This window comes from Mesorhizobium sp. CNPSo 4689, from assembly GCF_057784325.1.
On the sequence record NZ_JBWLUZ010000004.1, the window covers coordinates 24,287 to 50,091 of the forward strand.

19 protein-coding genes are annotated in these 25,805 nt (G+C 56.6%); 15 read left to right on the forward strand and 4 right to left on the reverse strand.

Annotated features, from left to right (window positions below; all coding sequences use genetic code 11):
* Positions 1 to 191 precede the first annotated feature (191 nt).
* Complete coding sequence (locus AC04SI_RS07815; RefSeq protein WP_404276003.1) at positions 192 to 1,643, forward strand: exopolysaccharide biosynthesis polyprenyl glycosylphosphotransferase; 1,452 nt, start codon at positions 192 to 194, stop codon at positions 1,641 to 1,643.
* 157 nt (positions 1,644 to 1,800) lie between these two features.
* A complete protein-coding gene (locus tag AC04SI_RS07820; protein WP_192177380.1) occupies positions 1,801 to 2,550 on the forward strand; it encodes a methyltransferase domain-containing protein in 750 nt (249 codons plus the stop codon).
* Between the two features lie 14 nt (positions 2,551 to 2,564).
* Here AC04SI_RS07820 and AC04SI_RS07825 read toward each other — a convergent pair whose 3' ends face one another.
* From AC04SI_RS07825 to AC04SI_RS07835, 3 genes are all read right to left on the reverse strand, one after another.
* Complete coding sequence (locus AC04SI_RS07825; RefSeq protein WP_404276005.1) at positions 2,565 to 3,710, reverse strand: glycosyltransferase family 4 protein; 1,146 nt, start codon at positions 3,708 to 3,710, stop codon at positions 2,565 to 2,567.
* A gap of 41 nt (positions 3,711 to 3,751) precedes the next feature.
* A complete protein-coding gene (locus AC04SI_RS07830) occupies positions 3,752 to 5,293 on the reverse strand; it encodes a GMC oxidoreductase (RefSeq protein WP_488474075.1) in 1,542 nt (513 codons plus the stop codon).
* A gap of 409 nt (positions 5,294 to 5,702) precedes the next feature.
* Positions 5,703 to 5,867 (reverse strand): hypothetical protein, encoded by a 165-nt coding sequence (locus tag AC04SI_RS07835; RefSeq protein WP_404276482.1) that lies wholly within the window; start codon positions 5,865 to 5,867, stop codon positions 5,703 to 5,705.
* On the opposite strand from AC04SI_RS07835, the gene AC04SI_RS07840 reads away from it, so the two are divergent.
* The 10 genes from AC04SI_RS07840 (at position 5,844) to AC04SI_RS07885 (ending at position 19,622) form a co-directional block, all read left to right on the forward strand.
* Entirely contained in the window at positions 5,844 to 6,944 is a 1,101-nt protein-coding gene (locus AC04SI_RS07840) for a glycosyltransferase (protein ID WP_404276458.1), read from the forward strand. The genes AC04SI_RS07835 and AC04SI_RS07840 overlap by 24 nt on opposite strands.
* Before the next feature lie 61 nt (positions 6,945 to 7,005).
* Positions 7,006 to 8,244, forward strand: a complete 1,239-nt coding sequence (locus tag AC04SI_RS07845; protein ID WP_404276008.1) for a glycosyltransferase — start codon at positions 7,006 to 7,008, stop codon at positions 8,242 to 8,244.
* On the forward strand, positions 8,241 to 9,383 hold the full coding sequence (locus tag AC04SI_RS07850; RefSeq protein WP_404276010.1) for a hypothetical protein: 1,143 nt from the start codon (positions 8,241 to 8,243) through the stop codon (positions 9,381 to 9,383). The genes AC04SI_RS07845 and AC04SI_RS07850 overlap by 4 nt, the downstream gene beginning before the upstream one ends.
* A 33-nt stretch (positions 9,384 to 9,416) precedes the next feature.
* The gene (locus AC04SI_RS07855; RefSeq protein WP_404276011.1) at positions 9,417 to 10,631 is read left to right on the forward strand and encodes a glycosyltransferase; all 1,215 of its coding nucleotides are present in this window, start codon (positions 9,417 to 9,419) and stop codon (positions 10,629 to 10,631) included.
* 28 nt (positions 10,632 to 10,659) lie between these two features.
* Positions 10,660 to 12,111 (forward strand): lipopolysaccharide biosynthesis protein, encoded by a 1,452-nt coding sequence (locus AC04SI_RS07860; RefSeq protein ID WP_404276013.1) that lies wholly within the window; start codon positions 10,660 to 10,662, stop codon positions 12,109 to 12,111.
* 54 nt (positions 12,112 to 12,165) lie between these two features.
* Complete coding sequence (locus tag AC04SI_RS07865; protein WP_404276014.1) at positions 12,166 to 14,286, forward strand: hypothetical protein; 2,121 nt, start codon at positions 12,166 to 12,168, stop codon at positions 14,284 to 14,286.
* Between the two features lie 266 nt (positions 14,287 to 14,552).
* Positions 14,553 to 15,833 (forward strand): O-antigen ligase family protein, encoded by a 1,281-nt coding sequence (locus tag AC04SI_RS07870; RefSeq protein WP_404276016.1) that lies wholly within the window; start codon positions 14,553 to 14,555, stop codon positions 15,831 to 15,833.
* Entirely contained in the window at positions 15,830 to 16,783 is a 954-nt protein-coding gene (locus AC04SI_RS07875; protein WP_404276018.1) for a glycosyltransferase family 2 protein, read from the forward strand. The genes AC04SI_RS07870 and AC04SI_RS07875 overlap by 4 nt, the downstream gene beginning before the upstream one ends.
* Before the next feature lie 227 nt (positions 16,784 to 17,010).
* Complete coding sequence (locus tag AC04SI_RS07880) at positions 17,011 to 17,310, forward strand: exopolysaccharide production repressor protein (RefSeq protein WP_404276020.1); 300 nt, start codon at positions 17,011 to 17,013, stop codon at positions 17,308 to 17,310.
* A gap of 437 nt (positions 17,311 to 17,747) precedes the next feature.
* A complete protein-coding gene (locus tag AC04SI_RS07885) occupies positions 17,748 to 19,622 on the forward strand; it encodes a Wzz/FepE/Etk N-terminal domain-containing protein (RefSeq protein WP_488474076.1) in 1,875 nt (624 codons plus the stop codon).
* A 270-nt stretch (positions 19,623 to 19,892) separates the two neighbouring features.
* Here AC04SI_RS07885 and AC04SI_RS07890 read toward each other — a convergent pair whose 3' ends face one another.
* Positions 19,893 to 21,005: a glycosyltransferase gene (locus AC04SI_RS07890; protein ID WP_404276023.1), complete on the reverse strand. Its 1,113-nt coding sequence runs from the start codon at positions 21,003 to 21,005 to the stop codon at positions 19,893 to 19,895.
* 633 nt (positions 21,006 to 21,638) lie between these two features.
* On the opposite strand from AC04SI_RS07890, the gene AC04SI_RS07895 reads away from it, so the two are divergent.
* From AC04SI_RS07895 to AC04SI_RS07905, 3 genes are all read left to right on the forward strand, one after another.
* Positions 21,639 to 22,937: a polysaccharide biosynthesis/export family protein gene (locus AC04SI_RS07895; RefSeq protein ID WP_488474077.1), complete on the forward strand. Its 1,299-nt coding sequence runs from the start codon at positions 21,639 to 21,641 to the stop codon at positions 22,935 to 22,937.
* Between the two features lie 658 nt (positions 22,938 to 23,595).
* Positions 23,596 to 24,786: a glycosyltransferase family 2 protein gene (locus AC04SI_RS07900; protein WP_404276025.1), complete on the forward strand. Its 1,191-nt coding sequence runs from the start codon at positions 23,596 to 23,598 to the stop codon at positions 24,784 to 24,786.
* A 1-nt stretch (position 24,787) separates the two neighbouring features.
* Positions 24,788 to 25,759: an NAD-dependent epimerase/dehydratase family protein gene (locus tag AC04SI_RS07905; protein ID WP_404276027.1), complete on the forward strand. Its 972-nt coding sequence runs from the start codon at positions 24,788 to 24,790 to the stop codon at positions 25,757 to 25,759.
* Positions 25,760 to 25,805 lie beyond the last annotated feature (46 nt).

Here is a 25,805-nt window from a genome sequence, read left to right on the forward strand (position 1 = left end):
GACTCCGCCGGGCCGTTCTCGCGCAAACGCGCTAAGCCAGAAATATTAGCACATTAGCATATTAGCATACCACCAAAATAACGGCCCCTCTGTGCCCGGGGTAACAGCGGCATGTTTCTGGGAGAGATTAAATCAAATTTGACCGACTGGAAGCCGTTGAGAGACACAACAGGATCCGGGGGCTTGTCTCCATGCGGCATGCACCAACCCAAGCGTCGAGTGCGTTCTTAAAGCGGAGCATCGAACCGCTACGGCTTCCTGTGGGAGCAGTTTGCATATTTCTTGCAACTGCTGATTTCCTGCTTGCAGAGACGATACTCCTTGCCTCAAATGAGGTCTATCATAGGCACCTCGGCGTGAGCCCGTCAGATATTTGGGAGACGATTTATCTAAGCGTTACCGCCGGCCTAGTGCTCGTCGCATTCATGGCTGCCAGAGGGGCCTATACGGTCAGTGGCATCCTGGACGATCACCGTGTGATCAAAACACTGTTCACCGGGTGGTTGTTCGCTTTCTTTGCAATTCTCTGGCTCGCCTTTCTCACGAAGACCACGTCGACGTTCTCGCGCGGCTCTTTGACTCTGGCGTTTGCTGTCGGATTCCCAATCCTGCTGCCTGGCCACGTGGCTCTCGCGCGCGTGCTGAAACGGCTTCTGGCCGCTGAGAAGCTCGTCTTGCGCACAGCCTATCTGTTTTACGCTGGCGTTCCTGGAATGGAACAGGGGATAATCAGCAAGCTCAGGCAACAAGGCATCGCGGTTTGCGGTGTTTCGAACATCGAGAACCGCGATGGCACGATCGCAGCACAATCGGTGCATGCCGGCGTCGCAGCTGCGCAGGCTGCTTTCCGCTTTGGTCCATATGAGGCAGTTTATCTGTTTTGCCCGTGGGACCAGCGTAAGTTGATCGAACGAATTCTGGAGGAAATGTCCCGCCTCCCGCTGCCGATCTATCTTTTCGCTGATGCCTACACAGATAAGATTCTGGCCGGATGTCCACTGCACACCGGCTGGCAGCGAGCCTTCGAAGTCCAGCGCGCGCCTTTGAGACCTGCCGAACGCTTGCTGAAGAGGTTGTTCGACGTTGTTCTTGCATCCCTGCTACTGCTGTTCCTGTTTCCGTTGATGGCGGTAGTCGCATGTGCCATAGCGATCGAGAACGGTCGCCCAGTGCTGTTCCAGCAGACGCGGCGAGGTTTTTGTGGTAACCCATTCAATATTTACAAGTTCCGATCGATGACCGTGCAGGAGAACGGTAAGGAAATTCGCCAAGCTCAGCGCAATGATAGGCGAGTTACCCGACTTGGCCGTATATTGCGCCGGTCAAACATCGACGAGTTGCCGCAGTTATTCAATGTGCTTCGGGGAGAAATGTCCCTGGTGGGCCCGCGACCCCACGCCGTCGCTCATGACGACACCTATAGCAAGGTTATTGAGAGCTATGCTTATCGCCATCGTGTAAAACCCGGTTTGACAGGCTGGGCTCAGATCAACGGCTTCCGAGGGGAGACGAAGGAGCTGTGGCGGATGGAAAAACGCGTTGAGCATGATCTCTGGTACATAAAGTCCTGGAGCGTGCTGCTCGATCTTAAGATAATTTGGACGACCGCTTTGCTGTTGCTTTCGGATCGTGATGTCTATTGATGTATAGCATCTTCTCAGGGCTCTCCATGGTTCGATGCGATTGGCCGCCGCTCGCCTGGCCTATCTGCGCCCACACCAGAGCCAGCCCATTGCGAGCCGTCCGCATGGCCCTCTCTTTCGTGTATGTTTTATAGTTTTGTGCGGCAACGGAGAGCTGATGGTGTCCGACGTCGAGCATATAGCCGGGGTTCAGAATCCTGCTGCGCAGGCGCCGACTTTATGGAAACGCGTCCGCAGACGTCTCTATCGCTTCACGTTCACCAAGAGGAAATTGTCGACCAAGAATCTGGACCGACTGTGTCGCGAATTTGCGACCGCTGAGCGGACGCTGGTGATCCATTCCGAAGACGTCGACTACAAGCCCCATTTCCCCAACGCATTCACCGTCACGAAGCGGCCCGACAAACCGGCGGACATGCATGTCGATTTGTACTACCGGGATTTGAGCAAGATCGCTTCGGAAAGCTATCCCGTCATCGTCTGCACAGGCCTTCTCGAGCACATACCCGATCCCGAACGCATCGTCGCGGATATGAGGCGCATTCTTGAGCCTGGCGGTCGTCTTGTCATTTCCGCGAGCGCGGTGTTTTCATTCCATGAATGCCCGGACAACTTTTTCCATTTCACCCCCTATGGCTTCAAGCTGCTGTTCAAGGATTGGACGCGGTTCGATATGCTCCGCGGCTCGAGCCAACCCTTTGAAACGATCGGAATTCTGATCCAGCGCATTCACTTGCAATGTGACATTTTCCCGCTCGCCCGGCCTTTTATCGAGCTCTTGTTTCATACCATCAGGGTCTTGGACGTCTTTGTGGTGAGACAGTACGAGACGCGTCAATTCCTGGATGAGCGAAGCCGAATCGACTCCATGTTGCCGTCAAACCTGCAGGCGGTGGTGGTGAAGTGACTTCCTTGGGCAATTCACTCGTGCGCACTATGTCCAATCTCTTGCGCGCATTTGCAATCCAGTGGTATTCGCGCTGCCACCATACCCAGGGCGATTAGGATCTTCTCCGCACGCTGTTTCCAAGTATAGCCCGATAGCAGGAGCTCGCGCGCGGAGCGCCCCAAGCGTCGTCGTTCTGCGGGATCCTGAGCAAGGCGCTCGAGCGCTGCCGCCCAGGATCTGACATCATCAGGATCGCAGAGCAATGCGGTAACGCCGTCGGTCAGGATTTCGCGCAAGACAGGCAAATCTGAAGCGATGATGGCTTTCTCCGAAGCCATGTACTCGAATATTTTCAGCGGAGACATCCATGGCGCCACATCCATGCGGCCGTTGGACACAATTACGGAACGCTTGTACGGCGCCAAGACGACATCGAAACCAGCAAGCTTGGCAGGAACAGCAGCGTGAGGCAGGGGTCCATGCAAAGTCAGATTGGGGAGTGTCGCTGTCCGCTCCTTCCAATACTGAACATCTTCCCGGCGCCCACCCACAATGTCGAAATGGGCCCACGGACATAGAGGTGCCAAATCGGCGATAATCTCCATGCCCTTGCCGGGGTAAAGGTGTCCGACATATCCGACCAAGAGCTTTGAACGCGACGGCGCCTCGATCGGTTGGGGAGGAGATATCGTTGCGTCGGCGCCGTCAGCAGCCACGATGATCTTGGATGCGAGAGAGGGAAAATCCTTGAGTACCGTGTCGGCAATTGCTTGAGAAATGGCGACCAAACCCCTTAGGCGTGGATATTGCGTCAGCGCCGCAAATGCGGCCTTGGACTTCGGCCCAAATGAAAGATGGTCGTGATGCAATTCCAGCGCGGCGGGAAATCCGGCACGCACAAGCCACAGCGCGAAGCGCGGCTCTCTCGTATACACGAGGTCAATGCGAAGGATACGCGCCAGCAGAACTCCAAACATGATAACCCAACGGGAGTTGGGCTGCCGAAGCCCTATGGTCCACACCCTGAAGCCGTGCTCCAGCCCGTAGTGTTCTGCCAATTTGCCTTGCAGGCGCCGACGGAGTCGACCTGAGATAATGAGGGTCACATCCGCACCTGAAGCGGAGAACGCGCTGCACATCTTAGCGATATTGACGGTATGCGCCTGCGGTCCCGGCATAGGCGTCGCGGTTAAGTACATTATCCGCACGGATCTCACTCTCAGCCCAGCACACGGCTCAAATGATCGCTCAATCGAAGGGATAGAGCGGCGATCGTCAGGAACGGATTGGCATTCCCGTATCGCGGAAAGACGGAAGGTCCGGCGACAAACAAATTGTGCAACCGGTGGACACGGCAGTTCTGGTCGACGACTCCTTGGCGGGGATCGTTGCTCATTCTCGTAGTACCCAGGAAGTGCGAGTGAACAGCTGTGAGGGGCCAGGAATCCGAATCGCGAAGGGAAGAGTAATCGAGGTGGCCAACATCATGTGCACGAAGGAAGCGATTCAACATTTCGAGAAAGGTCATAGCCGACCTGCGATCCGCTAGATCATATCGCCATCTCAGGTTGAGCAGCTGGCGCCCTTCCCGATCGCAGTCCTCGGAAAGGGTCAGCCTGTTCTCGGCGTTCGAATGCTGATCCAAGTTCAATCGGACCACGAAGGCATGTGTTTTGGCCTGCAATCGTGCAGCCTGTCCTAGGCGGTCAAACGCCATTTTGCCCGAGGCGATCAGAAGACGTCGTAACCTGGCGCTTCGATTCACGATCGGCGCGCCTCGGAATGCGGCGCTCTTAATAGACTCGAAGACCTTTTCGGCCTTGTATTCGGCAATGGGGTAGAGACGCGCGCAATGGTTCAATGTGCCGATGGAGATTTGCGTAGCCGTGGAGAGCCCGATACCCGCTCGTACCTGCACCCCGTTGCTCGTAGCTTCTCGAAACAACGGATGCTCCGCACTGACCGGTTGTTTAGCCCGTAGGACGGCCAAGTCCGCCTTGGGATGCGTCGAGAAATATCGACCGATTGCCCCCTCTTCATCCCTCCAGTGACGGCGCGCATAGCCCAGCAAGAGCCGAGTGGTTTCGATCCCACCGGCGGCGAGAACAAACACCTGAGCTTTGATTCTTTTGTGGTTTTGCCGACGACCGACGGTGACGCTTTCGATAGTCCGCCGATCTCCATTAGGTGTGACGTCGAACACGGGAGCGTCAGTCAGAACCCGTAGATTGGCGAGATTTCCGTCGGATTTTGTCACGAGCTCGGCGACTTTGAAGGCCGGTCGCGACCACATGAGATATTTTATGTCAACCCGATCGCTCGCCGCGAACGTCTTCCAGCTACGAGGCATGCGTGGCAATTCGTTGTAGTGTTCGGAACTAGGCATACACAAGATGTCCAACGCACGCTCGTAGTATGGAGAAAGTTCGGACAGCGGAAATGGCCAAGCCGGTGCGCCAATGTCCGGCCTTTCCACGAAATCTGCCTCGTCCATTCTCGCCACGCGACCGGCCCAAAGATTTGAAGATCCACCGAGCTGCAAAGCTTGGGCGTAAGACAGATCAACCGCACCATCGACATCGAGTTGCGCTAGGGGCGCAGATGAAAGTGGTGTCGGATCCAGGTTTCCCGCCTCTACCAGGATCACATCCACCCCCCGTTCGGCGAGGGGGAGGGCAACGAGCGCTCCGGCGGGTCCGGAACCAATGACGCAGGCTTGGCACGTCAACTCGGTTGTCGTCACATCCAGAAGCGAATTCATATGCGAGGCACATCCCGTTGCCTTGACTGCCTCTTCGAACGAGTCCGGTCCGACTTCACACAAGCGCGGCAAAGGAGAAAAGTATTCGCGCATAACTATACGACGAATAGGCTCCCGGCTGTGCCCGCGGTAACAGCGACACGTCTCTGCGACGTCTAAAACATGAATCAAATCTGACCAACTGAAAGCCGTTTGGAACCTGTCCTTATGGATAGGAGAGGTGCGCCCCCAAGAGAGACGGGGTGCGCCAGGAGTCAGGGTTTGTCTCCGTACGGCATGCACTTACTGAGGACGTGACATGTCACTCCAACGCAGTAGCACCGCTAGCTGGAGGTCAGGAAACAAAAGGGGCGCCCGGGGGGGCAGCGCCACCATCGGGTGGATTGAGCCCGGTAGCGGCGATTTGAAATCACGGAATGCGGAAGGCAAAATTGACGCGGCGCATCGACTGCGTATCGCTCATGTCATTACTCGTCTCATCAATGGCGGCGCTGATGAGAATACCGTCTGTTCCTGCAATTGGGCCGCGCAACGAGGACATGATGTTTTCCTGCTCCACGGCGAGGCGGTTCACCCAGAAATTTTAGCTAAAGTGGACCCGCGGGTGGAACTCATTGACGTCCCCGACTTGACCCGGTCCATTTCGCCTGCCTCCGACGTGAGGGCATTGTTGGCGCTTACCCGGAGATTCCGCGCCTTGAATGCCGACATCGTACATACGCATACTAGCAAGGCAGGCATTCTCGGCCGTTTCGCAGCATGGGCGGCGAGGGTTCCAGTGATCATTCATGGCGTGCATATCGTGCCTTTTGTCAACGTCGGCGTCGCCGAGCGGCTCACCTATCTCGCCTTGGAAAAACTGGCGGCGCCAGTCACCAGTGCATTCATCAGTGTGAGCGAGGGCATCCGTGACTTATGCATGAGCGCGGGAGTGGGACATGCTGACAAGCATCATGTCGTCTATTCCGGATTCGATCTCGATCGCTTTCGCAACGCCAGTCCGCCTGCCGATTGGCGTGAGTTGTTGCGCTTGACACCGGACGCGCCGCGCCCGCCTGTGCTCTTGATGATTGCGGCATTCGAGCAACGCAAGCGACACGCGGAATTTCTAGAGGTTTTCAAGAAAATCGCCGCCCGCTTACCCGACACGGTACTTGTGCTCGCAGGCGATGGGCCGCTTCGTTCGATCGCCGAATTGCAAGTCAACCGGCTGGGGATCCAACGCCGAGTGGTCTTTGCCGGTTATCGCGACGACCCCGAGCGGCTGATCGCACTCGCGGATCTCTGCCTGCTCTGTTCCATACGGGAGGGATTGCCCCGCGTGCTCATGCAATATCTCGCCGGCGGCAAGCCTTGCGTCGCTTGCGATCTGCCAGGTCTTCGCGAAGTGCTCCGTCCTGGCACCAATAGCGTGATCACACCCCCGGACGACTTGGACGCCATGGCCGACGCCACGGCCGCCCTCCTGGAGGATCGCGAAAGACTGGCTTGCCTCGCCCGAGGTGCCGCAGCGACGGACCTTTCGAACTGGGACGCCAATCGCATGGGCAAGCGGATCGACTCCATTTACCGCCAGGCTCTCAACCAGCATCTGGCGAGCAAGGGAGCGTCGACTAGGCCTCCTGTTCGAAATCTGGCGCTTCCGCGATGAAGTGCCCTACAGAGATCGGGCAGATTGCCGGATTTGTTGGCGGTAAATTCGGTGGATTGATATGAATGTAACAGAAGGTGCCTCTGCTCATCCGATGATTACCCCGCGAGCCGAAGCCCTTCACAGCATACGCATTTTGCTCGTGCTCTCCACCTATTTTCCAGAGTCATATGGCGGCGCCGAGCAACAGACGCGGCGATTTGCTCGGGCGCTGATTGAAAGGGGCGTCTGCGTAACCATTTTGGCACCCAGATTGTCACACTCGACGCCGAAACGGTCCGCCATCGACGGAGTGCTCATCGAGCGCCTTCGCTTGCACGCCGCGCCGAATTTGGGCGGGCGGCATATGCTGTCGTTCCTGTCGTGGTGTGTCCAGCTTGCGATCTGGATGCTGCGCCGTCGCGACGAATTCGATGTTGTGCATATCATTCATGCCCGACTTCACGCCGTTCCGGCGACGGTGGCAGGGGCCCTCCTGCACAAGCCCGTTCTCGCAAAAATGGGCCGCGGCGGACGGTGTTTCGATCTCGACGTTGTGCGCGAAAAGAAAATTGTCGGTCGCTGGGCGTCGTCCGTGATCAAACGGCACGTCACGGCTTTCATCGCCAATAGCCGCCAAATCGCAGGTGACCTGAAGAGACATGGCATCGAGGCGGATCGCATTCACATGATTCCAAATGGGATTGATCTGCCCCGCAACCCTCGCCGCCAGCCGAGCACAGATGGCACCCGACGCTTCATTTGCCTTGGCCGCATCGAGCCGGAGAAATGCCTCGAGCACATGATCGACGCGTTCGCGGCCCTTCCCGCCGAGGCACAGGCGCAACTCACCGTCCTAGGCGATGGCCAGTGTCGCGCCGCGCTCGAGGAACAGACGGTGCGGTTGGGCCTTTCCGGCAGGGTCAAATTCGCCGGCGCGGTCGAAGATGTCTTTCCATTCCTGTGGAAGGCTGACTTCTATCTTTCCACCTCGGTGTCGGAAGGCATGTCAAACGCCCTGCTCGAGGCCATGAGTTGCGGTGTGGTCCCGATCATCACCGATGTCAGCGGTGCGTCCGATATTGTGGAGCATGAGCGCAGCGGCTTTTTGGCTCGCTCGCATGTGGAGTATGGCGGGCTCCTGCTTCGCGCGCTTGGCCTATCGGAAGCCGAGCGCAATGCGATGGCGCGCCGCGCCATACGAACTGTCGCTGCGCAATTCAGCATGGAAAGCGTCGCAACACGGCAAATGAGTCTCATCGCTACGCTTATGCAGAAAGATCGCCATGCGCCAGCTCACCTGCCGGCAAAAGTAACATGAGGCTCATCCTCCATATCGGCACGCATAAGACAGGGAGCACGGCGCTGCAGCAATTCCTTTACGCAAACGGAAAAGGATTGGGCGAGCATGGCATGTACTACGCGTCACCAGCACACGAGTTCCATTGCAATAGTCTTGTGAACGCACCTTTGGTAGATGGGCAAGAGAGACTCCGGAATTTCATTCTTGAGATTTTGAGAAAGGCAGAGCAAAACGGAGGCGATACAATCATCGCAAGCTCAGAAAATCTTTATGCTATGGTGCGGTATCTGGAATGCTTCCACGCCCAGAAAACGAGCGCGGAGGTCCTTGCGAAAGAGCGCAGTCTCATTGAGCGCCTGCACGCCGCTATTCCTGCCCACGTGGAATGCCACATAATTTGCTACGTACGAAGGCCAGATTGTTATCTTGAGTCACTTTACAATCAAAATGTAAAGAAGGGCGCTCTGTTTAGCGGCGATGTTGGCGACTTTCTCAGCATAGTTTATGACATGCTGGACTATCATCGTTACCTATCGATCTGGCGCGATGTCTTTGGGAGCACCGCTTGCTCGGTGCGCCCTTACGAAGCGGCTCTGCCGAATCTGATCAATGATTTCGTGCGGCATGTTCTCGGAATTGAGGATATCTCCTCGTTCACAAAACCGCATCTTCGTGCCAATGAGCGGCTAAGCCGAGATCTCCTAGAATATAAGCGGTGTAGAAATGAACATATTCGATATTCCGAGCGCAAATTGGAACGTAGGATCTTTGCAGCAGTAGACCAGAGAATAGCAAGCCCCAACAACAATCACGAATATCTCTCACCCGATAAAAGGGCCGAGCTCCTTTCGATGCTGGAACCGTCGATGGAGCGTCTGCGAACCGAATTTACTCTGCCGCCCTTTCCACAGTTCAACCTCGAAGCGGCCAGGGCGTCCTGGCAACCTTATCCAGGACTTTCGCTCAAAAACAAGCGAGAGATCGAATTCCACTACCAGGCCGTTCAGCGCCAGGTCTCCTTCCGCCTGGAACGCGTTCTCATACGGGCGGCGTCGTTGGTGCGCGGGCGGCTGCCATTTCTCTCATGGCCTCTCGATTTTGCACGCGCCAGCGGAATACGCCGACTGCTGCTGCAGGCGGCAAACCGGTTTCAATGACGGTGCTTGATGAAGTGACTGCGGAAACGGTGATTGGGCGCCAAAGGAATGAGTAATTTGAAGCTTGTCTATGCGCATCCCGTGCCTATTCCGAGCCAGGCGGCAAACGCCGTACAGGTCGTGAAGGCATGCAGCGCGTTCCAAGCAATCGGCTGCAGAACCGTCCTTGCAATTCCCCTTGATCGACCCGGTACCAACAAGTGGGGCGAAATCAGGAAGGCCTATGATCCAGAGCGGCGTTTTGGTTTGTGGCACATACCATTCGATCATATTCCAGCCCGAAAGCTCGCCTTTGGCGGTGCCGTGTCGTTGCTTGCATGGCTGACGGCGCGCGATGCCGTGATCACACGGGCGATCTCCGTTGCCAGGGCTACGGTTGCGGCCGGTGTTCCGACAGTGCTGGAACTGCATAGCTCGATTGATACCGAGCACCAGGCCGTCATCAGGCGCTTCGACAACTTGGCGAAGTCGAAAAACCTTCTTTCGCTCGTTGTCATCAGCGAAGCATTGAGGAAACACATTGAAAGCCGGTGGCCCGAGCTATCAGGTCGCATCCTGTCCATGCCGCTCGGTGGCAATCTCGTTTCAACGCCGGAGGAAGACGCGATCCCGCTCTGCGGGAATTTCAATGTCGGATATGCGGGGCAACTCTATCCCGGAAAAGGAATGGAGGTCATACTTCCTCTTGCGCAAGCCTGCCCTTGGGCCACCTTTCATATCGTCGGTGGGGCGCAGCATGACATCGACCAATGGCGGGCTCGGGCAAAATCCGAGAGAAATATTATCTTTCACGGATATGTGCCACATGCCCGGATCTCGTCGTTCCTGGCGGCATTCGACGTGGTGCTCGCGCCCTATCAGCGGGTTGTGCGAGGCGTCGACAACAATACGACGAACCTCGCTGACTGGATGTCGCCCTTGAAGGCATTCGAATACATGGCGCATGGAAAAGCCATTCTGTGCAGCGATTTGCCGGTTTTGCGAGAGATATTTACTGCCGACGAAACCGCCCTCCTTTGCTCCCCGGACGACGTTATGGACTGGACCCGCGCGCTGACTCAATTGCGCGAGAATAAACAGTTGCGGACGCGGCTCGGCGAGAACGCGAGACGGCGAATGCAATGTGAATTCACCCGCGAAGCGTGGGCGACAAAAATAGCTGACGATATTGCAGCTCGCTTGCATGCACTGAAGCGTCGCCGACCAATTGGACAGTCTGGGTCATGTCAACTTGGACCAAATAGCTGAACATAGGAAGCTGACACGAAGGGCAGCCATGGGCCTCTCGTGGGCAGGTACCACATTGCTTGCTCGAACCTTGTTGAATGTCCTGGTGACGGCCGTTCTCGCGCGCCTGCTTTCCCCCCGAGAGTACGGTATTGTTGGCGCTGCGCTGATCATCGTGGCCATCGGCAGTAACATTGCCAACCTTGGCATGTCGCAGGTCTTGGTACAGCGAGCGGACATCGAAGAGCGCCATATCGGAACCATAGTTTCCTTCTCGCTGACAATCGCTCTTATCCTCGGCTTGCTTCAATGGGTGTTTGCAGAGCAGATTGCCGATTTTCTTCATGTGCCGGAATTGGTTCTCGTTTCGCGCATCCTTGCGGTGATGATGATTGCGAACGCGTTCAATCTGACCGCCGAGGCCATTTTGTCACGGCATCTGAAATTCAAAATATCCTCCATAGCGAGGCTGGTCGCCTGGATTGCTTCCAATGTCGGCCTAGCCATTCCGCTTGCCTATTTTGGCCTCAGCTATTGGGCCTTGGTGGTCGCGTACATGGCCGAGGCATTCATCTTGGCCGGCATCTATTTCTTCATTGCCAGGGACTATCTTGTGGGTCCTCGTTTCGACATTCAGTCCTACCGCGATATCCGCAGCCAGAGCCTGGGCTATTCGCTGGCAGGTATATCGAGCTTCATCGCCAAATATATCGACAATGTTATTGTCGCGCGCTTGATCGGCACCTCGGAACTGGGCATATATTCGCGAGCGTTTTATCTGATCGCGATGCCGGCAAATCTTTTCGGCGATCTGAACAAGAGTGTGGTCTTCCCCCTGCTGTCAAAGGTTCATCACGACAAGGCGAGGCTCCGCACAGCTCAGCTTAAGGGTTATGCTTTGACGGCGGCGCTTGCCCTGCCGACCAGCGCGTTTCTATGCTGTTTTGCGAAAGAGCTTGTCCTGACGGTCCTCGGCCAGAACTGGATCGGCGCCGTTGCTCCTATGGTTGCATTCTCTGCAGTAATTTATTTCCGCGTCGGTTACAAAGTATGCGGAGCCGTGACGCTAGCCACAGGTCGAAGTTACCGAACGGCCTTGATGCAATTCATTTACATGGGCCTTGTCACTGCATCCGCATTCTTCTCGGCGCCCCACGGCGTGAACGCGGTCGCCTTTGCAGTGTCCGGCGCCATTGCGACAAGTTTCTTCCTTTATGCGGCGGTCAGTTGTCGGATGACGGGATTGTCAGTGCTGGATTTCGCGCTCGTCCATGTACCACCTGTCGCATTTGCCGCCGTGGTCTTCGCCACTGGCTCGGCGGTCAAAACGCTGCTTGCCGGATCGCCCGACTATCTAGTGCTCGCGACCGGGCTTCTCGTTATAGGCACATTATCTGTCGTTACTCTTTATCTGAGAGCGTCGCTCCTCTTCGGGAAGTATGGTGCGGAAGTCCTGCAAACGCTGACATCCAAGAACGCGAAATGGGTCAGATTTGCATAGTTCAATGTAGCTGCATTCTCGCCGCATCACCGGCCGCCCATCCGAGGATGAATCATGAGTGTACGGAGTCTGAAGAAGCGCAATGGTTGGCAGCGGGTGTCCACGGCAGAATCCCGTGCCGGCACCACGACGATGACCAGCCGCATTTCCCGCCGGGATCTGGCGCGCGGCGCATGCGCCGCCCTTCTGCTGACGGCTTCCGGTCGCCCAGGACGGGATGCTCTCGCCGCCGGTCCGGACCAGGGCTCGCAACTTTGGCATCCAGATCTGTTCCCGGAGATGATCGTGAAATCCTGGTATCAGGAGGATCTGGCCGAAGGCGAGGTCTCCTCGTGGCAATCCGGCGGCGTGAAGCCTGTGGCTGCGGTGCAGGCCGAGCCTTCTCTGTGCCCGACAAAGCTTCCGAATAGTCGTGGCGTCGTCTTCGAGAAGGGCACGAAACAGGCATTGACTTGGCCCGCCGATAACGACGCCCCATACCTTCACCGCTGGTGGCTCGTGATCGCCCGGTGCGATTCCGCAGCCAACGCCGATGCGAACAACGTTTCTGTTTTGTGCGTCAATGGCGCCGAGGGTGGTTCGGTGCACCGCCAGCCGCGGGTCTGCTTCAGGCCATCGACAGGCACGTTCGCTTCACAGGTCGATGATGGCAAGATCAAGAGCGAGGAAGGGAAATGCTCGACGGACTTTGGCGGCTGGAATGTCATGGTCGGGTACCGCCGCGGATTCGTGATGCAGGCCGTGGTGAATGGGGTCAAGACGGCCGGTCAGACGATTTATGCATTGGCACCCAACCGGATGAAATCGGAGAGCTTCATGGGCGATGTGATCAATCCGATGAGGGCCGATGTGGCGATCGACTGCGTCATCATCGGGCAAAGCGAACTAGATGACTCGCTGATCGACATGCTGATGGGATGGGGCATGTGGCGCGTCGGCCGGCAATCCGCCCTGCCCAGCGATCATCCCTATCGCCAGCGCCCTCCTTCATCCGTGGATGCGAACAACAAACCGGCACGTTACGCATTCGACTCAGTCTCGTGGGAGTCCTGGGCAGGCATCGGCAATGAGCGATATGCTCATCGTGGAGAGGCGGCGCCACCGATCCGCGGTTACACAACGGTTTTTTTTGATGATTTCGATTCCAACACGGTTGTCGATGATTCCAAAGGTGCCCAAGCCAGCATCTGGTATGCGCCGACCTCTTTGGCGAATGTCGGCGTTGACGCCAATGCCCAGCGGATCTCGGGGTCGCCTTCCTCATATGTGCACGACGCCGCCAGCCACACGCTGGCGCTCCGGCTCTTACATAAGGGCCGCTGGAGGACAGGTGCGTTCTCTTCAGTGAACAACAATGGCCAAGGGCGGTGTTGGGGAAAGGGAATCTTTGAGATCCGTGCCAGACTTCCAAAGATCGCAGCGCCCCGCCCCGGATTTTTTCCTGCTTTTTGGGCGTATGGCAAAGAGCATCTGTTCTGGAGGACGCGCAATCGGCTTGAGACTGACTTTTGGGAATATGATGGTCTCAATGGGGCCTACATCAACATAAGCCAGCACGTGCACAAACCCAAACTCGGTTATGCAGATCCACAAATCGCGACAGGTGGCGTGCACCGGAAAATAGCCGGCTATCAAGTCGATCCATCAAATGGCTTTCCAGCGACAATCGACATATACGATGGCGAATTTCATACTTGGTACGCCCAGATCGAGGATGATTATAGTTATTTCGTGATCGATGGCTGGGAAGTGGCGCGCGTTCCGACGAGCCCGGAACTCGCAGCGAAAAAATACATCATGGTGGATTTCGCCTACGATCAAAACAAGGGGCGTGCTCAACCGGACCCGTCGCAGACGTATGACATGGTCATTGACTATATAAAGGTCCGGCAGACGGAAACGGATCTGGCTAGGGTCCCGCCGGGTTTCAGCGCATTGCCGACCTTGTCGGGCCGGGCTTCACCAAGCCAAGCGTTGACTGTCGTACCGAACGTGGTTGCGTCGCAAATAGAATGTCTCTGGTATCGTGACGGCGTTCCGATCGTGGGCGAAACCGGCACAAGCTATGAGCTCGGCTCGCAGGATATGGGGCATAAAATTCGCTGCCATGTTCGCGCAGTCTCTGTGCTCGACCAGCCAGAAGCCTGGACCCCGGAAAGCGAGACCGTCGGCTAGGCCGCATCGACTGCGCACCGTAACGATGCGCCATCACTCTCCGTCGACTACCTGATGAGTTCTATCCTACGCTCGAAGGCACCGTTGGACATTGGAAGACGCAGACCTTCATCGCTGGGCTGCGCTGTCATGGGCTCACCGCCCCTTTCGTCGTCGACACACCAATGAAACGGCGCAAAATCTTCTCCGCCCGCCGGCATACCAACAAGATTCTGTCTCCGGGAAAGAGAACATGTTAAAAGGATATCGCGCCGCGTGGGGCTATGATGCGTTATCTCCTCACATTCGCGATACTAAGCCTTTTCCTGCCAATCAGGCTCGAGACGGGTCTTGTATTGCTGCGTCCGTTCGAGCTGATCACATTGCTGTCGCTCATCATTGGCCTCACGACGGGGCGTTGGCGAGGTTTGGTTTTTCCAGCCGGTTTTCTACTCCTCCTGCCCTTCTTGGGCTGGCACATGGTCTCGGCCTTAAGCGTGGACATAGAGAACGGCCTGCGCGAGCTGTTGCAGATGTCCGCAGTGGGCGCCTTTGCGTTCGTCCTCGCACAGGAGGCCAGACGGCTCGATACGCACCAGACAGTGAACATCTTGCTTTTCGGCATGGTGCTGATCCTCGCCTATACGATCGCCTGGCATGTGGCTCATGGGTACCCGGTCGGTTGGAAACATCTGTTCGATCCAAGGCTCGTGTTCACCTTCCTTCCAATTACGCTCGCGGGGCTGCTGCTCTTCGCCAGCCGGGCCAAGCGGCGCAACCTTTGGTTAGCATGGGCAGGGTTACTCCCCCTGCTCGTGCTATCTGGGGAACGTAAGGCTTTTTTGATCTATCTCTTTCTGACCGCTGCGCTTCTGACACGCGGACGGCTGGCTGCGATGGTGCCGGCGATCGCCGCCGGCTTCGTGGGTCTTTTTGTGCTATCGACCACGATGGACAACGCCTATATCCAGAAGCAATTGCAGACCATGCTCGATCCGCTGAGCATGGGGCAGTACGAATACCTTGCCGCAAAGGGGAAATATGCCCCTGGAGATACGCCGAGCAACGTCCAGCGCTCGTTTGCCTTCACTCTGTCCAGACGGCTCATCTCCGAACATCCACTAGTGGGCGTGGGCACGAACCAATTCAAAAATATCATCGATACTGAGTTCCGCAGTCTTCCTGACGAGTTGCGGCTGGGGATCCATGGCGAGTTTCAACGCATACTCACCGAGAATGGCATCATTGGGCTCAGCCTCTATCTTCTGATATGGGCCGCCGCATGGTTTCGGTTAAGCCGTGTTCTAAGCTCGGCACTTTTTCACGGATTGATCGGAGCAGCCCAGGCACGGCTTCTGCCCCTCGTGATCCTTGTTCCCTGCGCTTTCTACGTTGGAACAGAAGCCTCGGGCACACGAGCTTTCGTCACGCTGATCCTTGTCTCGCTCCTGCCGGAATTGACGGGGCACGGGCTTTGCCTGGTATTGAACAGGGCGCGGAGGTCCCACCCGACGAGCACTAGTCATTCTCGATTTCTTGGCCGCGCCTTGCCAGGAAGCACAAGATGAGTGTTTCGGTCATTTTGACATGCCACAATGAGGAACGCTTCATTGTGCAGGCAGTGGAAAGCGTGATCAATCAGACCGCTTCGGGCGCCATCAAAGAGATCATCATTGTCAATGATGGCTCGACGGACGGCTCGACCGAAGTGATTGCGTCGTTGGTCGATCGGGAGCCGCGCATCCATATCCTGACAACGGCGGGTATCGGGCCTTCATCGGCGAGGAATCTTGCAATCAGACATGCTACCGGTGATTTTATTGCATTTCTCGACGGCGATGATTTCTGGGCTGAGGACAAGCTTGAGCTTCAATTGACCGCCTTCGGCAATGGCTGCAAGGCAGCTCTCGTCTATGGTGATTTAGTCGACTTTTCCGCTCCAGATCTTTCCGATGCTGTGCCCGTGGCCGTTGGCCGCTATCGCGCGGATCAACGCGATACGCTGCCGACGTATTTTCTGCTTGATGGGCCGATTGTTCCTTCCAGTATCGTTATGCGGCGGGAGATTGTTGAAGATATCGGGTTGTTCAACGAGACAGTCAGGGTTGGAGAGGATACAGAGTTTTGCATGCGCGTAGCAGAGCGCTGGACATTTCAACATGTGGCCGGAGCACTCGTCTATAAACGGCGTCATGGCTCAAACACAACCCGCAGACTCGACGCGCTTCTGCCGGTAGCTGAACACCTTACGCGAGAATGGGTCATCCGACGGCCGGAGCTTGCGCACCTCGCGCGGCGGCGCAACGCGCGTTTATACGCAAAAGCCGGAAATGATTGCGTGGCTCAAGGCGAAAAGAAACGCGGAGCGCGCTTGCTCATTCGCGCGATACTGCACGATCCATTGTCCTGGCGGGTATACGTTTACCTTTTTCTCTGCGCCCTACCTACAGGCATGGAGCCACAGGTGCGCCGCGCAGCCAAGCTATTGTTCTACCGCGTCATGCGCAAAAAACTTTGACCTTAAAGATGCTAGCGGATTGGAGAGCTCGAGCATCTCATGCGGCAGCCTGGCGATCCACCACCGCCAAATCCGCCGAAAGCGTCCTGGCAAAACGGTAGGCACGTTTATTCGCATTTCCTAATATTTTACCGCTCTGACCCGTTCCGATATGTTATGATGGTTAACGCGCTGAGAAATCGATACCCAAGGAGCGCGTCACGCGAGCGGCTGCGAGTGGGACGGCGATGTCCTTTTTGCTATTTTTGCGCGGCCTTATTATAGTCCTGTTGGCATTCGCCATCAGTACATACTTGCTTACCGGCTCGCTCTGGACCACGTTTGTCCAAACGGTAATTTGCGGGATCTTGATCCAGATTGGGTACTTTGTTGCTGTCATGCTGCTTGTGTGGCGCTCGGTCTCCAAAGAATCCGAGATTCCGAAATCACACATCGCGCGCGATGAGTCCGAAAGGGAGCAACGGCCTAGCCACTTGGTGAATAAGGCGGACCACTTTCCGCCTAGAGGAGGACGATCAGCACGATGACACCCCACACCACGATACAAAATGTGACTGCACCCTGTCTTATTCGGGCACTGGAGAGGCGTTCCGCGAGGCGCCAAATGCGCGCAGACCTTGATCGACGAGTCATTCGAATCGACATCCCTGTTTCCCGCAGGACAGGCTCAACCTAGGCCCGAAATCTCTTGCTCAGATGTTGCCATTTGGCAATACGACCCAGTTTCTTCTTTTAATTGGATCGCTCGACCTGGAGGGGAGCATGGGGCCGCGTGAGTTTTGTTTGTTGCAATCAGAGGTTAGGAATTCGCGCCTTTGGCGAGGGAACGGGCTGATGTCCGCCCGAGCAGTGCGCCCCTGTGCTCCGCCGGCGTCGATACTGAATTTGCGGACATTAAGTCAGATAGTGTGGTAAGGTGTTTCTCCTATGCGCTGCCAGTCTCATCCCACGGGTTTGAAGGCTTATGCTCCGCGAAGTTGAAAATCGGCACCCGGATGCTGCCTTCATATTCGGCGATCCTCTGTCGGGAACGATTGATCTCGAAACACTCTTGGCGGCAGCGCGACGGCAGTTGAGGTTCGTCCTTACATGCGCGCTCGCAGGCCTTATGCTTGGGTTGGCGTACCTGGCGGCCGAGGTGCCCTTGTACGAGTCGACGGCCAGAATCCTGATCGACAAGAACCAGCCATCCGTCGTGACGAAATTAACAGAGAGCGGAAGCTCCACACAGCTTGACCCGATGATGCTGAGTCAAGTCGAATTGTTGCGTTCCGACCGGATCGGGCTAAAGGTCGTTGACAGTCTCGGTCTTGCTACCGATCGCTCTTTCCTGTCAGCGCCGTATTCGTTGCTCACCACTCTCACAAGATCGTTCGCTTCGGTGGTGCGGTCATTCATTGGCAGTTCCGAAGAGAGAGGAGCGCCGGTGGAACCGAGCGCGGCGCGAGGGCCTGATCGATGGCAGGCATTTGGCATTCTGGCTGATAATTTAACGGTAGCTCGCGTAGGCGATTCTTACATTCTACAAATCCGATTTCAGTCGCCTAGCGCTGAAATGGCGCAAAAAATAACCAATAAATATGCTGAAATTTATATCTCTGACCAAGTTGGAGCCAAAGATGAGTCGATCATCCGGGCTCGCAGTGCCCTGGCGGAAGAAGTCGAGACGGTGCGCAAGCGATCGGTCGACGCCGAGCTCGCGGTCCACAGGTTCCGAACAGACACTGTGCTGACCAAGGAAACGCTGGTTACCTTACGCCAGCTCGAACTTGAAGCGTCTTCCCTCAAGTCGCAATATGAACAGGTCCTGCAGCAGTACCAAGCGAGCCTGCAGAACCTTTCGATGGCGTTGACTGAGGCGCGGATTATCTCGGAAGCGTCATACCCCGGCGGACCGAGTTCTCCGAACAGCATTGTTACGTTGGCGATCTGCGCCGTGCTCGGCGGCATGATTGGCGCCGGTGTGGGCGGAATTCGGGAGTACCGGGAGCGCTTTTTCCGCACGAGGGGTCAAGTGCGCGATGAGCTCGGACTTGACACGCTCGGAATGATCCCGTTGCTGGACGGGAAGCCAATTCGCCGGAACAAGCGTGATCCTGAGGCCGGAGAGCGGTCATTCATTGAGGTGGGGAACACCGCTTTTAACTGGGTAGAGCAGCATCCGCGCTCGGAATTCGCTGAAGCGATGCGAACGGTGAAAGTCGCTGTTGATGTCGAGATACCAACGAAGAGCACCAAGGCGATCGGCATCGTTTCCTGCCTTCCGGGAGAAGGAAAGTCGCTGGTCGCGGCTAATTTTGCGACGGTTCTTGCCATGCAGCGTTGTAGGACGCTGCTGATCGATGCCGACATCCACAATCCGGGCTTGTCCCCTATGTTAGCCAACGGCTGGGAACGGGGCCTGGCCAACTTGTTGGCTGGAGATTTCAATGCGAAAGATATGCTGGCCCATCAATCATTGCCATTGAGGTTCCTGCCCGGCGTGAACCAAAGCCAACAAAAGCTCGCAAAGACCGTCCAGCCTATCGAGAAAATGGGCGACTTTCTGATCAAGGCGGGCTCTACGTTCAATTACGTCGTCGTTGATCTGCCCCCGTTGGCTCCAGTCGCGGACGTGAGGTCCTTCGTCCAGCACCTCGACGGCCTTGTTCTGGTTGTTGAATGGGGCGTGACCGCTCGTACATTCGTGCGCGAATGCCTCAACAACAATCCGATCCTTGCGGATAAATGTATCGGCGTTCTGCTCAACAAGGTCGATATCAAAAGAATCAAGCTGTATCAAAAGTTCGGCAGTGCCGAATTTTACAGTGAACGTTATGGTCAGTATTACCAGTCTTAGTTGTGGAGTAAGCATTGTTTTAAGCCGAGAATGACGAATAATGATGTCTGTCCGGGCCTATCCGTGCGAGACGCAGGAAATGGTGTTCGACGCGCATGACCGGGCGTTCGCCTTCTAGGCGGAGTCTGCGCGCATCATCCGCGGCGGTGGAGACGGTGATCGTCGGCCTGTGCGCTGGCATCGGGCTGGGAGAAGGGCCAGGTCGAGATGCGGAGCCGTCAGAATTCACGATCGGCCCGGCTATCTTGGTCGCCAGTCCTTTGCCGGTCCTTACATTCCGTCGCCCAACACCGCCTCAGCGCGGACACGCAAAGCGGCCTGCGAATAGGCCTGCAGCATATTCTGTCGTGCCTGCATTCCGATCTTCTTGCGGAGCGTTTCATCGCCCGCGAACATCAGTGCTTGCGTCACCGCCATCTCCGCCGAGGGAACAGCAAGCTTCAGCATATTCTCTCCATCCTTGCCGTAATCCCGGACCCCGCCGACGTCGGTCGCGATCACCGGAAGGCCGGCAAGCATCGCCTCGGCGACGACGATGCAGAACCCTTCCGTATCGGATAGGTTGATGAACACGTCATGATCACAGGCAAGCTCGAACCAGCGCGCGACATAGCCATGGAAATGCACACGATCTCCAACGCCGAGCTCATCCGCCTTGCGCGAAAGTGCCTGCCGTTCCGGCCCGTCGCCGTAAAGATCCAGGCTTGCAGAAACGCTGCGGTCTTGGAGCATTCGGATGGCCTCGATCAGGCGGTCAAAGTTCTTCAGCGGGATTAGCCGTCCGGCAGCAGCAAGGCGCAAGGGTGTGTGAAGCGCGTAATCGCGCTTGTAGCTGGAAGCCTCATTGGAGCAAAACAGAGGCACGATATGCGACCGGCGCCTGCGCGGCAGGAAGTATGCTTGCGTCTCCTGCAGCGTACTTTCGCAATCAGCCCAGATTTCGTCGACGCGCCAGGACAGCGCCTTGAGCACAGGGCCATAAACGCCTGCGGCGCGCCGGGAGCGGTAGCGGTAGCGGGCGCTGTGTTCGAATGAAACGCAGTGCAGCCGAGGAGCAAACATCGCAGCAAGCCGTCCCAGGAGATTGGCCTGTTTGAGCGACAACGCAACCATATCCGGCCGCCACTCCCAGATGAGGCGTAATACTACAAAGAACGAGCCCACGAAGTTGCGCAAGGAAGTCTCTTCACTCTGCGAAGTCAGGATAAAATTGTGCTCTCCGATCTGTGCGGCAATTTCATCGGCAAGAGCCCCCCCGCGACCACGGCAACAGGCGAGAATCTTCAGCTGGTGGCCGCTGAAAAATCCTGCTCGCAACAAGGTAAGCAGCCCGTGCTCGGCGCCACCGGGATCGAATCCGTAGATGAAGTAAAGAATTCGCATGTGATAGTGAAGCGCTCCGATTATGTTGCACCTCGTATCTACTATCGCAAATAACTGGCCGATCTTGTGCGGACTTCTCCACCGCTTGCGGTGAGGGGCCGGTGGTGCGGCTTGGGAGGTCTCTCGGTTCCTGCCGCCTTAAGAGACCTCGCAACCGCCTGAAAGACCGGTAGACCACAAGATGGCCGGTTTCTGCCCTTTCAGGCCCGATCATATGGCTTTGTTTATCTCCACTGCCTGCCAATGAGCATTGGATGCGCGACGCAGGCCGAAAACAATCGACTCGAAGGGCTGCGTTGCCAGCCGCCGTCCAGCTCCATGGTTCTGCCTGCTCCGGGGATAGGTGTCCTTCTCACCTGCCGCTACACGCCACTACTTCAACGATAGTGCTGCGGGAACGACGCTAGCTCTTCGGTCCGTCACGCCGATCCCGTCGAACTCTTCCGCCTGGGCGACTTTTGTACCGAGCTTTACCTGGGATAAGTGAGGCATATCGGACAGACACGCTGTGACCGAGGGCACAGTGAACTCGATATTTTCATGACAGGTTGGAGCAGCTGATATCCTCCTCGATGCGTGACTGCTCAATCCATTGAATGGGTTGCGACAAGGGGCTGAATTGAGTGAGCGCAAATGTCGAATAGATCGGGGCGGTGGCAGGCAGGCAGCTGCGCCGCGCCCGCGTGCATATTTCTGTGGTTCGCATGCGCGAATCTGTCGAATGGCCCTGCCCTAGCTGAGGAGCACAATGTCGACAAGTACCGTCTGCAGACTGGCGACGTGATCGGCTTCGCTGTCATAGGCTATCCCGAGATGCAAAAGCGAGCTGTTATCGATCAGAGCGGTATAATTGTGTTACCGGTCTTGGGTCCCCTAAACGTTCTCCAGAAGACAATAGAGGACGTACGCAAGGAGGTAATCGAGGTTCTAAAACCGAAGTCCCTTCCGCAGCGATCCGCCGACGGCACTGAGAATTGGACTAATTTCTACCCAGATCAGATTATAATTGATATTGAGGAATACCGACCCGTCTATATTGACGGCGACATTGCTTCTCCTGGGACTCAGGCCTTCAGACCAGGAATGACTGTTCGACAAGCTGTGGCGGCTGGCGGCGGCTATAAGCTCGGTCGTGGTGAGCTTGAAAACCCTGAACTGACAGTGGCGGACCTTGGCGGCCGCCTCGACGTTCTGCGCATCAAGTATCAGGAAAGCGAAATCAAAGCTGCTCGCATAAAAGCACAGCTGAGCGGCGCCAGGGCGATTGAGGTTCCGGACGCAGAACGTGACCCGAGCCTAAAACCTCGTCGCGACGAAGCTTTGCAGCAGGAGCAGAAGCATCTTGAAGCTCTCTATGGGGATCAGGAGAAGGAGCGCGCTTCAATCAAGTTGGCCACGACCAAGGCGGCGGAACGGATGGGCTACCTGAAGGAGCAGCAGAAGACAGATCAGGCGGGTGCGGCAGCGGATGCGGCGGAACTTGTTCGCCTCAAGAAGCTCTTCGAAAAAGGTCTGATCCAGATCACCAGGGTCAACGATGCTCAACGCGCAGTGCTCTTGTCCGCGACCCGCGCTTTGCAAACCAACGCTGAGATCTCTCGACTTGAACGCGACCAAGGCGATTTGCAGCGAAGCCTTGAGAAGCTTGCCGACCAAAGTCGAATTGACCTGCTGGCTAACTTGCAGACCGAAAGCGCGGCGATGACGCAAATGCGCGCTGAGATGGCTTCGTTGGCCAAACAAATCGCCTACGTGAGGCAGCTGCGCAGCGACCTTGTGGCCGAAGGGAGCCGGCGGGTTACGATAGGTGTAACCCGTTCCAATGAAGGACAGGCAGAGACGACCGGGGCGACTGAAGATACCCTGCTCGCTCCGGGTGACACCATCACAATTACGCTGCAGGCCCCGCCAGGAGCGGCGGTCGCGAACTAGCTAGCTAAATATTGTATTAGAGGCGGAGATCAGCGGTGTTCTATCGAGATGTGATCCGGGCCAAAAGAATTCAGGTGGCCGCTCAGGGTCTGGGCAAAGACGTGATTGCCGCATGCCTGGTACGCCGCGTTAGATCGTCAGCAAGCAGCGCCAGGGTTCTATACCGAACCCCTCGCCGGTCTCGAATTGACGCGCAGCGGGCGACCACGGGTTCGCGAGGCGCGCTACGGCGTTCGGACGAAGTCTGCAAGCGGCTGCCCTCGTGTCTTGGCACCGGGCCTAAGGAGACGAGTCCGGCTTCCTTCCAGACGCGGCCGGCGCCAGAGCCCTTGAAGTGGACGACGGCCCAGGACTTGGTTCCGCCTTTCTTACGCGGAGATAGAACGCACCGCCGTCGCTATATCGCCCGGTTTCAACTCCTTGGCACGAATAGTAGTTTCAGCTAATATGTGCAGTAAACGACCCATCCCAGCAACTCTGTGCCTAGCGTTGCGGCGGATAGCAGCAGACGAAGAACGCTGAAAAACAAAGACATTCAGCGGTTTTTGCGGAAGCCTGCACACCAGCGGAGAAGGGTTTAGATGACACTCTGTCCGTCAAATCATTTCTGGCCAATCTGGGAACGATCGCAGTGCTCTTCGTTCTGGCGTGACTAGGGATGGCGGAGTTGCCGAGCAATTCACAACACTCTGCCCACGCGCTCGTGGCGGTTATCATCCCTGCCTACAACGCGGAAGCATTCATCGAGCGTACCTTGGCGTCCGTGCTTGCCCAAACGCATAGGAATATCGAAGTAATAGTCGTTGACGATGGTTCGACCGATGGAACAGCATCGATCGTTCGACGACTGGCTGATGGCGACAGGCGCATCAAGTTGCTCCAACAGAAGAATGGTGGCGTCGCGTCGGCGCGGAATGCGGGGATGCGGGCTAGCAAGGGCACCTTTATAGCGCCCATAGACGCCGATGACCTCTGGCACCCGACCAAGCTCGAAAAGCAACTGCGTGTTTTCGCTGCGGCTGGCAATGACCTAGGGCTTGTCTATACACTTTACCGGACGATTGATGCCGACGATATGGTGATCATGACGCCGAAGCGGACGCACCCGAATGGATGGGTGTTCATGCAGCATCTCGGACAAAATTTCATCGGCAACGGCAGTTCGGCGATGTTTCGGCGCGATGTTCTCTTCGAAATGGGTGGCTACTCCTCGCGACTGCGCGAGAGCGGTGCAGAGGGTTGCGAGGACTTCTTCATCCAACAAAGCGTTGCCTCGAAATACCGCTTCGGCGCCGTTGAGGAGCATCTTGTCGGATATCGCCGAACGCCAGGGAATATGTCGGCAGATTTCGTGCGAATGCTCATCTCGCGTCGGTTGGTGCTCGAAAGCGTACTTGCCCGCTGTACAGAGGCGGTGAAGCCGGACTTGCTGGATGCGATGTTCCGTACCGATGTCGAGATTGCCAAGCTTGGGTTAATGACGCGCCGATTTGCTGCGGTCGCCAGGCACTGCACCAAGATGCTCTGGCGGTCACCTGTGCAGTTCGCGAAACTCGTTGCAGCATTCGCGGCCATTTTCCTGCGCAGGGTGAAGCGAGCGCTTCCGCAACCGGAAAGCCAGGACCGCAGCTCGGAGATCGCACGAAATTTTTGGAACTACTCTATTCATGAGTTTGCGGATTCCGACGAGCATGCCAACCACCGCGTGGGGCTCAGCAATCTTGCTGTAATGGACGAGAAACTTGGACCAAGCGGAGCCTATTTGACGCGGCCTCCTGAACAAGGGACGCTTGCAATGCCCAACGAGCACACGAATTCCGACAGCCTACTACGTCCCCTCGAGACATGAGATGAAGAAGCTGTTGCTGGCTGGAGGAGCAGGATTCATCGGGTCGCACCTGGTCGACCGGCTTCTTAAAAGAAACGATTTGGACATGCTGGTTGTGGTCGACAGCCTATGGACCGGCAGGGCCGAAAACATTGATCATATCCGAGATCAACGCCTAGTGCTGGTCCGCTCCGAGGTGGAGCATTTCAAATCCGATTTCCAATTCGACGAGATTTTTCATCTTGCGTCGCCCGCATCGCCGCCAGTCTATATGCGCGAGCCCGAGCGTACCGTCTCAGCAAATCTGATTGGCGCCATGCGGCTCTTGAAGCTGCTCAAAAAGGGTGGGCGAATCTGCTTTGCGTCGTCCTCGGAGGTTTATGGAAATCCGTTGGTCAACCCCCTGCCCGAGACATATCGGGGGTCAGTGGACTGTACGGGCCCGCGCTCTTCCTACGACGAAGGCAAGCGCTGCACCGAGGCGCTCCTCTTCGAGAGCAACCGTGTCCGTGGCGTCGATGTGCGGGTTGCCAGGATCTTTAACGTCTACGGTCCGCGCACCCGAGCCGATGATGGGCGTGCTGTTTCCAACTTTATCGCCAATGCGTTGTCCGGCAAGCCGATCGTCGTTCATGGTGATGGTCTCCAAACCCGCAGCTGGGGTTATGTCGACGATATTGTCGATGGGCTCGAACGGCTGTTCTGGCTGGAGAACTTCAATCATGTGGGAGCAGTCAACGTAGGAAACGACCGGGAAATTTCGGTGCTTGAGATCGCGCAATATGTTGCGGGCCTCATTCCCGGAACGACAATTGTTCATGATGAGCCGGCGCCACAGGATCCGACCAACCGGCGTCCTGACCTGACCTTGTGCCGAAGAATCCTGCCGGGGTGGTCATGCAAAGTGCCCTATGAAGAGGGTCTCGTGCGCACCTTGCGCTGGTTTGAGGGCAATGGTGGAATTGCGGAAATGAGGGCAACCCATGCGATCTAGAGCCGGCAATGATCGGCATGATCTGAAATAGGCGATCGGCACGTAC

Excerpts from the sequence above, each read along its gene's own strand:
- AC04SI_RS07815 (WP_404276003.1), top strand. The coding sequence starts at position 192 with ATGCGGCATGCACCAACCCAAGCGTCGAGTGCGTTCTTAAAGCGGAGC.
- AC04SI_RS07820 (WP_192177380.1), top strand. The coding sequence starts at position 1,801 with ATGGTGTCCGACGTCGAGCATATAGCCGGGGTTCAGAATCCTGCTGCG.
- AC04SI_RS07825 (WP_404276005.1), bottom strand. The coding sequence starts at position 3,710 with ATGCCGGGACCGCAGGCGCATACCGTCAATATCGCTAAGATGTGCAGC.
- AC04SI_RS07830 (WP_488474075.1), bottom strand. The coding sequence starts at position 5,293 with ATGAATTCGCTTCTGGATGTGACGACAACCGAGTTGACGTGCCAAGCC.
- AC04SI_RS07845 (WP_404276008.1), top strand. The coding sequence starts at position 7,006 with ATGAATGTAACAGAAGGTGCCTCTGCTCATCCGATGATTACCCCGCGA.
- AC04SI_RS07850 (WP_404276010.1), top strand. The coding sequence starts at position 8,241 with ATGAGGCTCATCCTCCATATCGGCACGCATAAGACAGGGAGCACGGCG.
- AC04SI_RS07860 (WP_404276013.1), top strand. The coding sequence starts at position 10,660 with ATGGGCCTCTCGTGGGCAGGTACCACATTGCTTGCTCGAACCTTGTTG.
- AC04SI_RS07865 (WP_404276014.1), top strand. The coding sequence starts at position 12,166 with ATGAGTGTACGGAGTCTGAAGAAGCGCAATGGTTGGCAGCGGGTGTCC.
- AC04SI_RS07870 (WP_404276016.1), top strand. The coding sequence starts at position 14,553 with ATGCGTTATCTCCTCACATTCGCGATACTAAGCCTTTTCCTGCCAATC.
- AC04SI_RS07875 (WP_404276018.1), top strand. The coding sequence starts at position 15,830 with ATGAGTGTTTCGGTCATTTTGACATGCCACAATGAGGAACGCTTCATT.
- AC04SI_RS07880 (WP_404276020.1), top strand. The coding sequence starts at position 17,011 with ATGTCCTTTTTGCTATTTTTGCGCGGCCTTATTATAGTCCTGTTGGCA.
- AC04SI_RS07885 (WP_488474076.1), top strand. The coding sequence starts at position 17,748 with ATGCTCCGCGAAGTTGAAAATCGGCACCCGGATGCTGCCTTCATATTC.
- AC04SI_RS07890 (WP_404276023.1), bottom strand. The coding sequence starts at position 21,005 with ATGCGAATTCTTTACTTCATCTACGGATTCGATCCCGGTGGCGCCGAG.
- AC04SI_RS07895 (WP_488474077.1), top strand. The coding sequence starts at position 21,639 with ATGTCGAATAGATCGGGGCGGTGGCAGGCAGGCAGCTGCGCCGCGCCC.
- AC04SI_RS07900 (WP_404276025.1), top strand. The coding sequence starts at position 23,596 with ATGGCGGAGTTGCCGAGCAATTCACAACACTCTGCCCACGCGCTCGTG.
- AC04SI_RS07905 (WP_404276027.1), top strand. The coding sequence starts at position 24,788 with ATGAAGAAGCTGTTGCTGGCTGGAGGAGCAGGATTCATCGGGTCGCAC.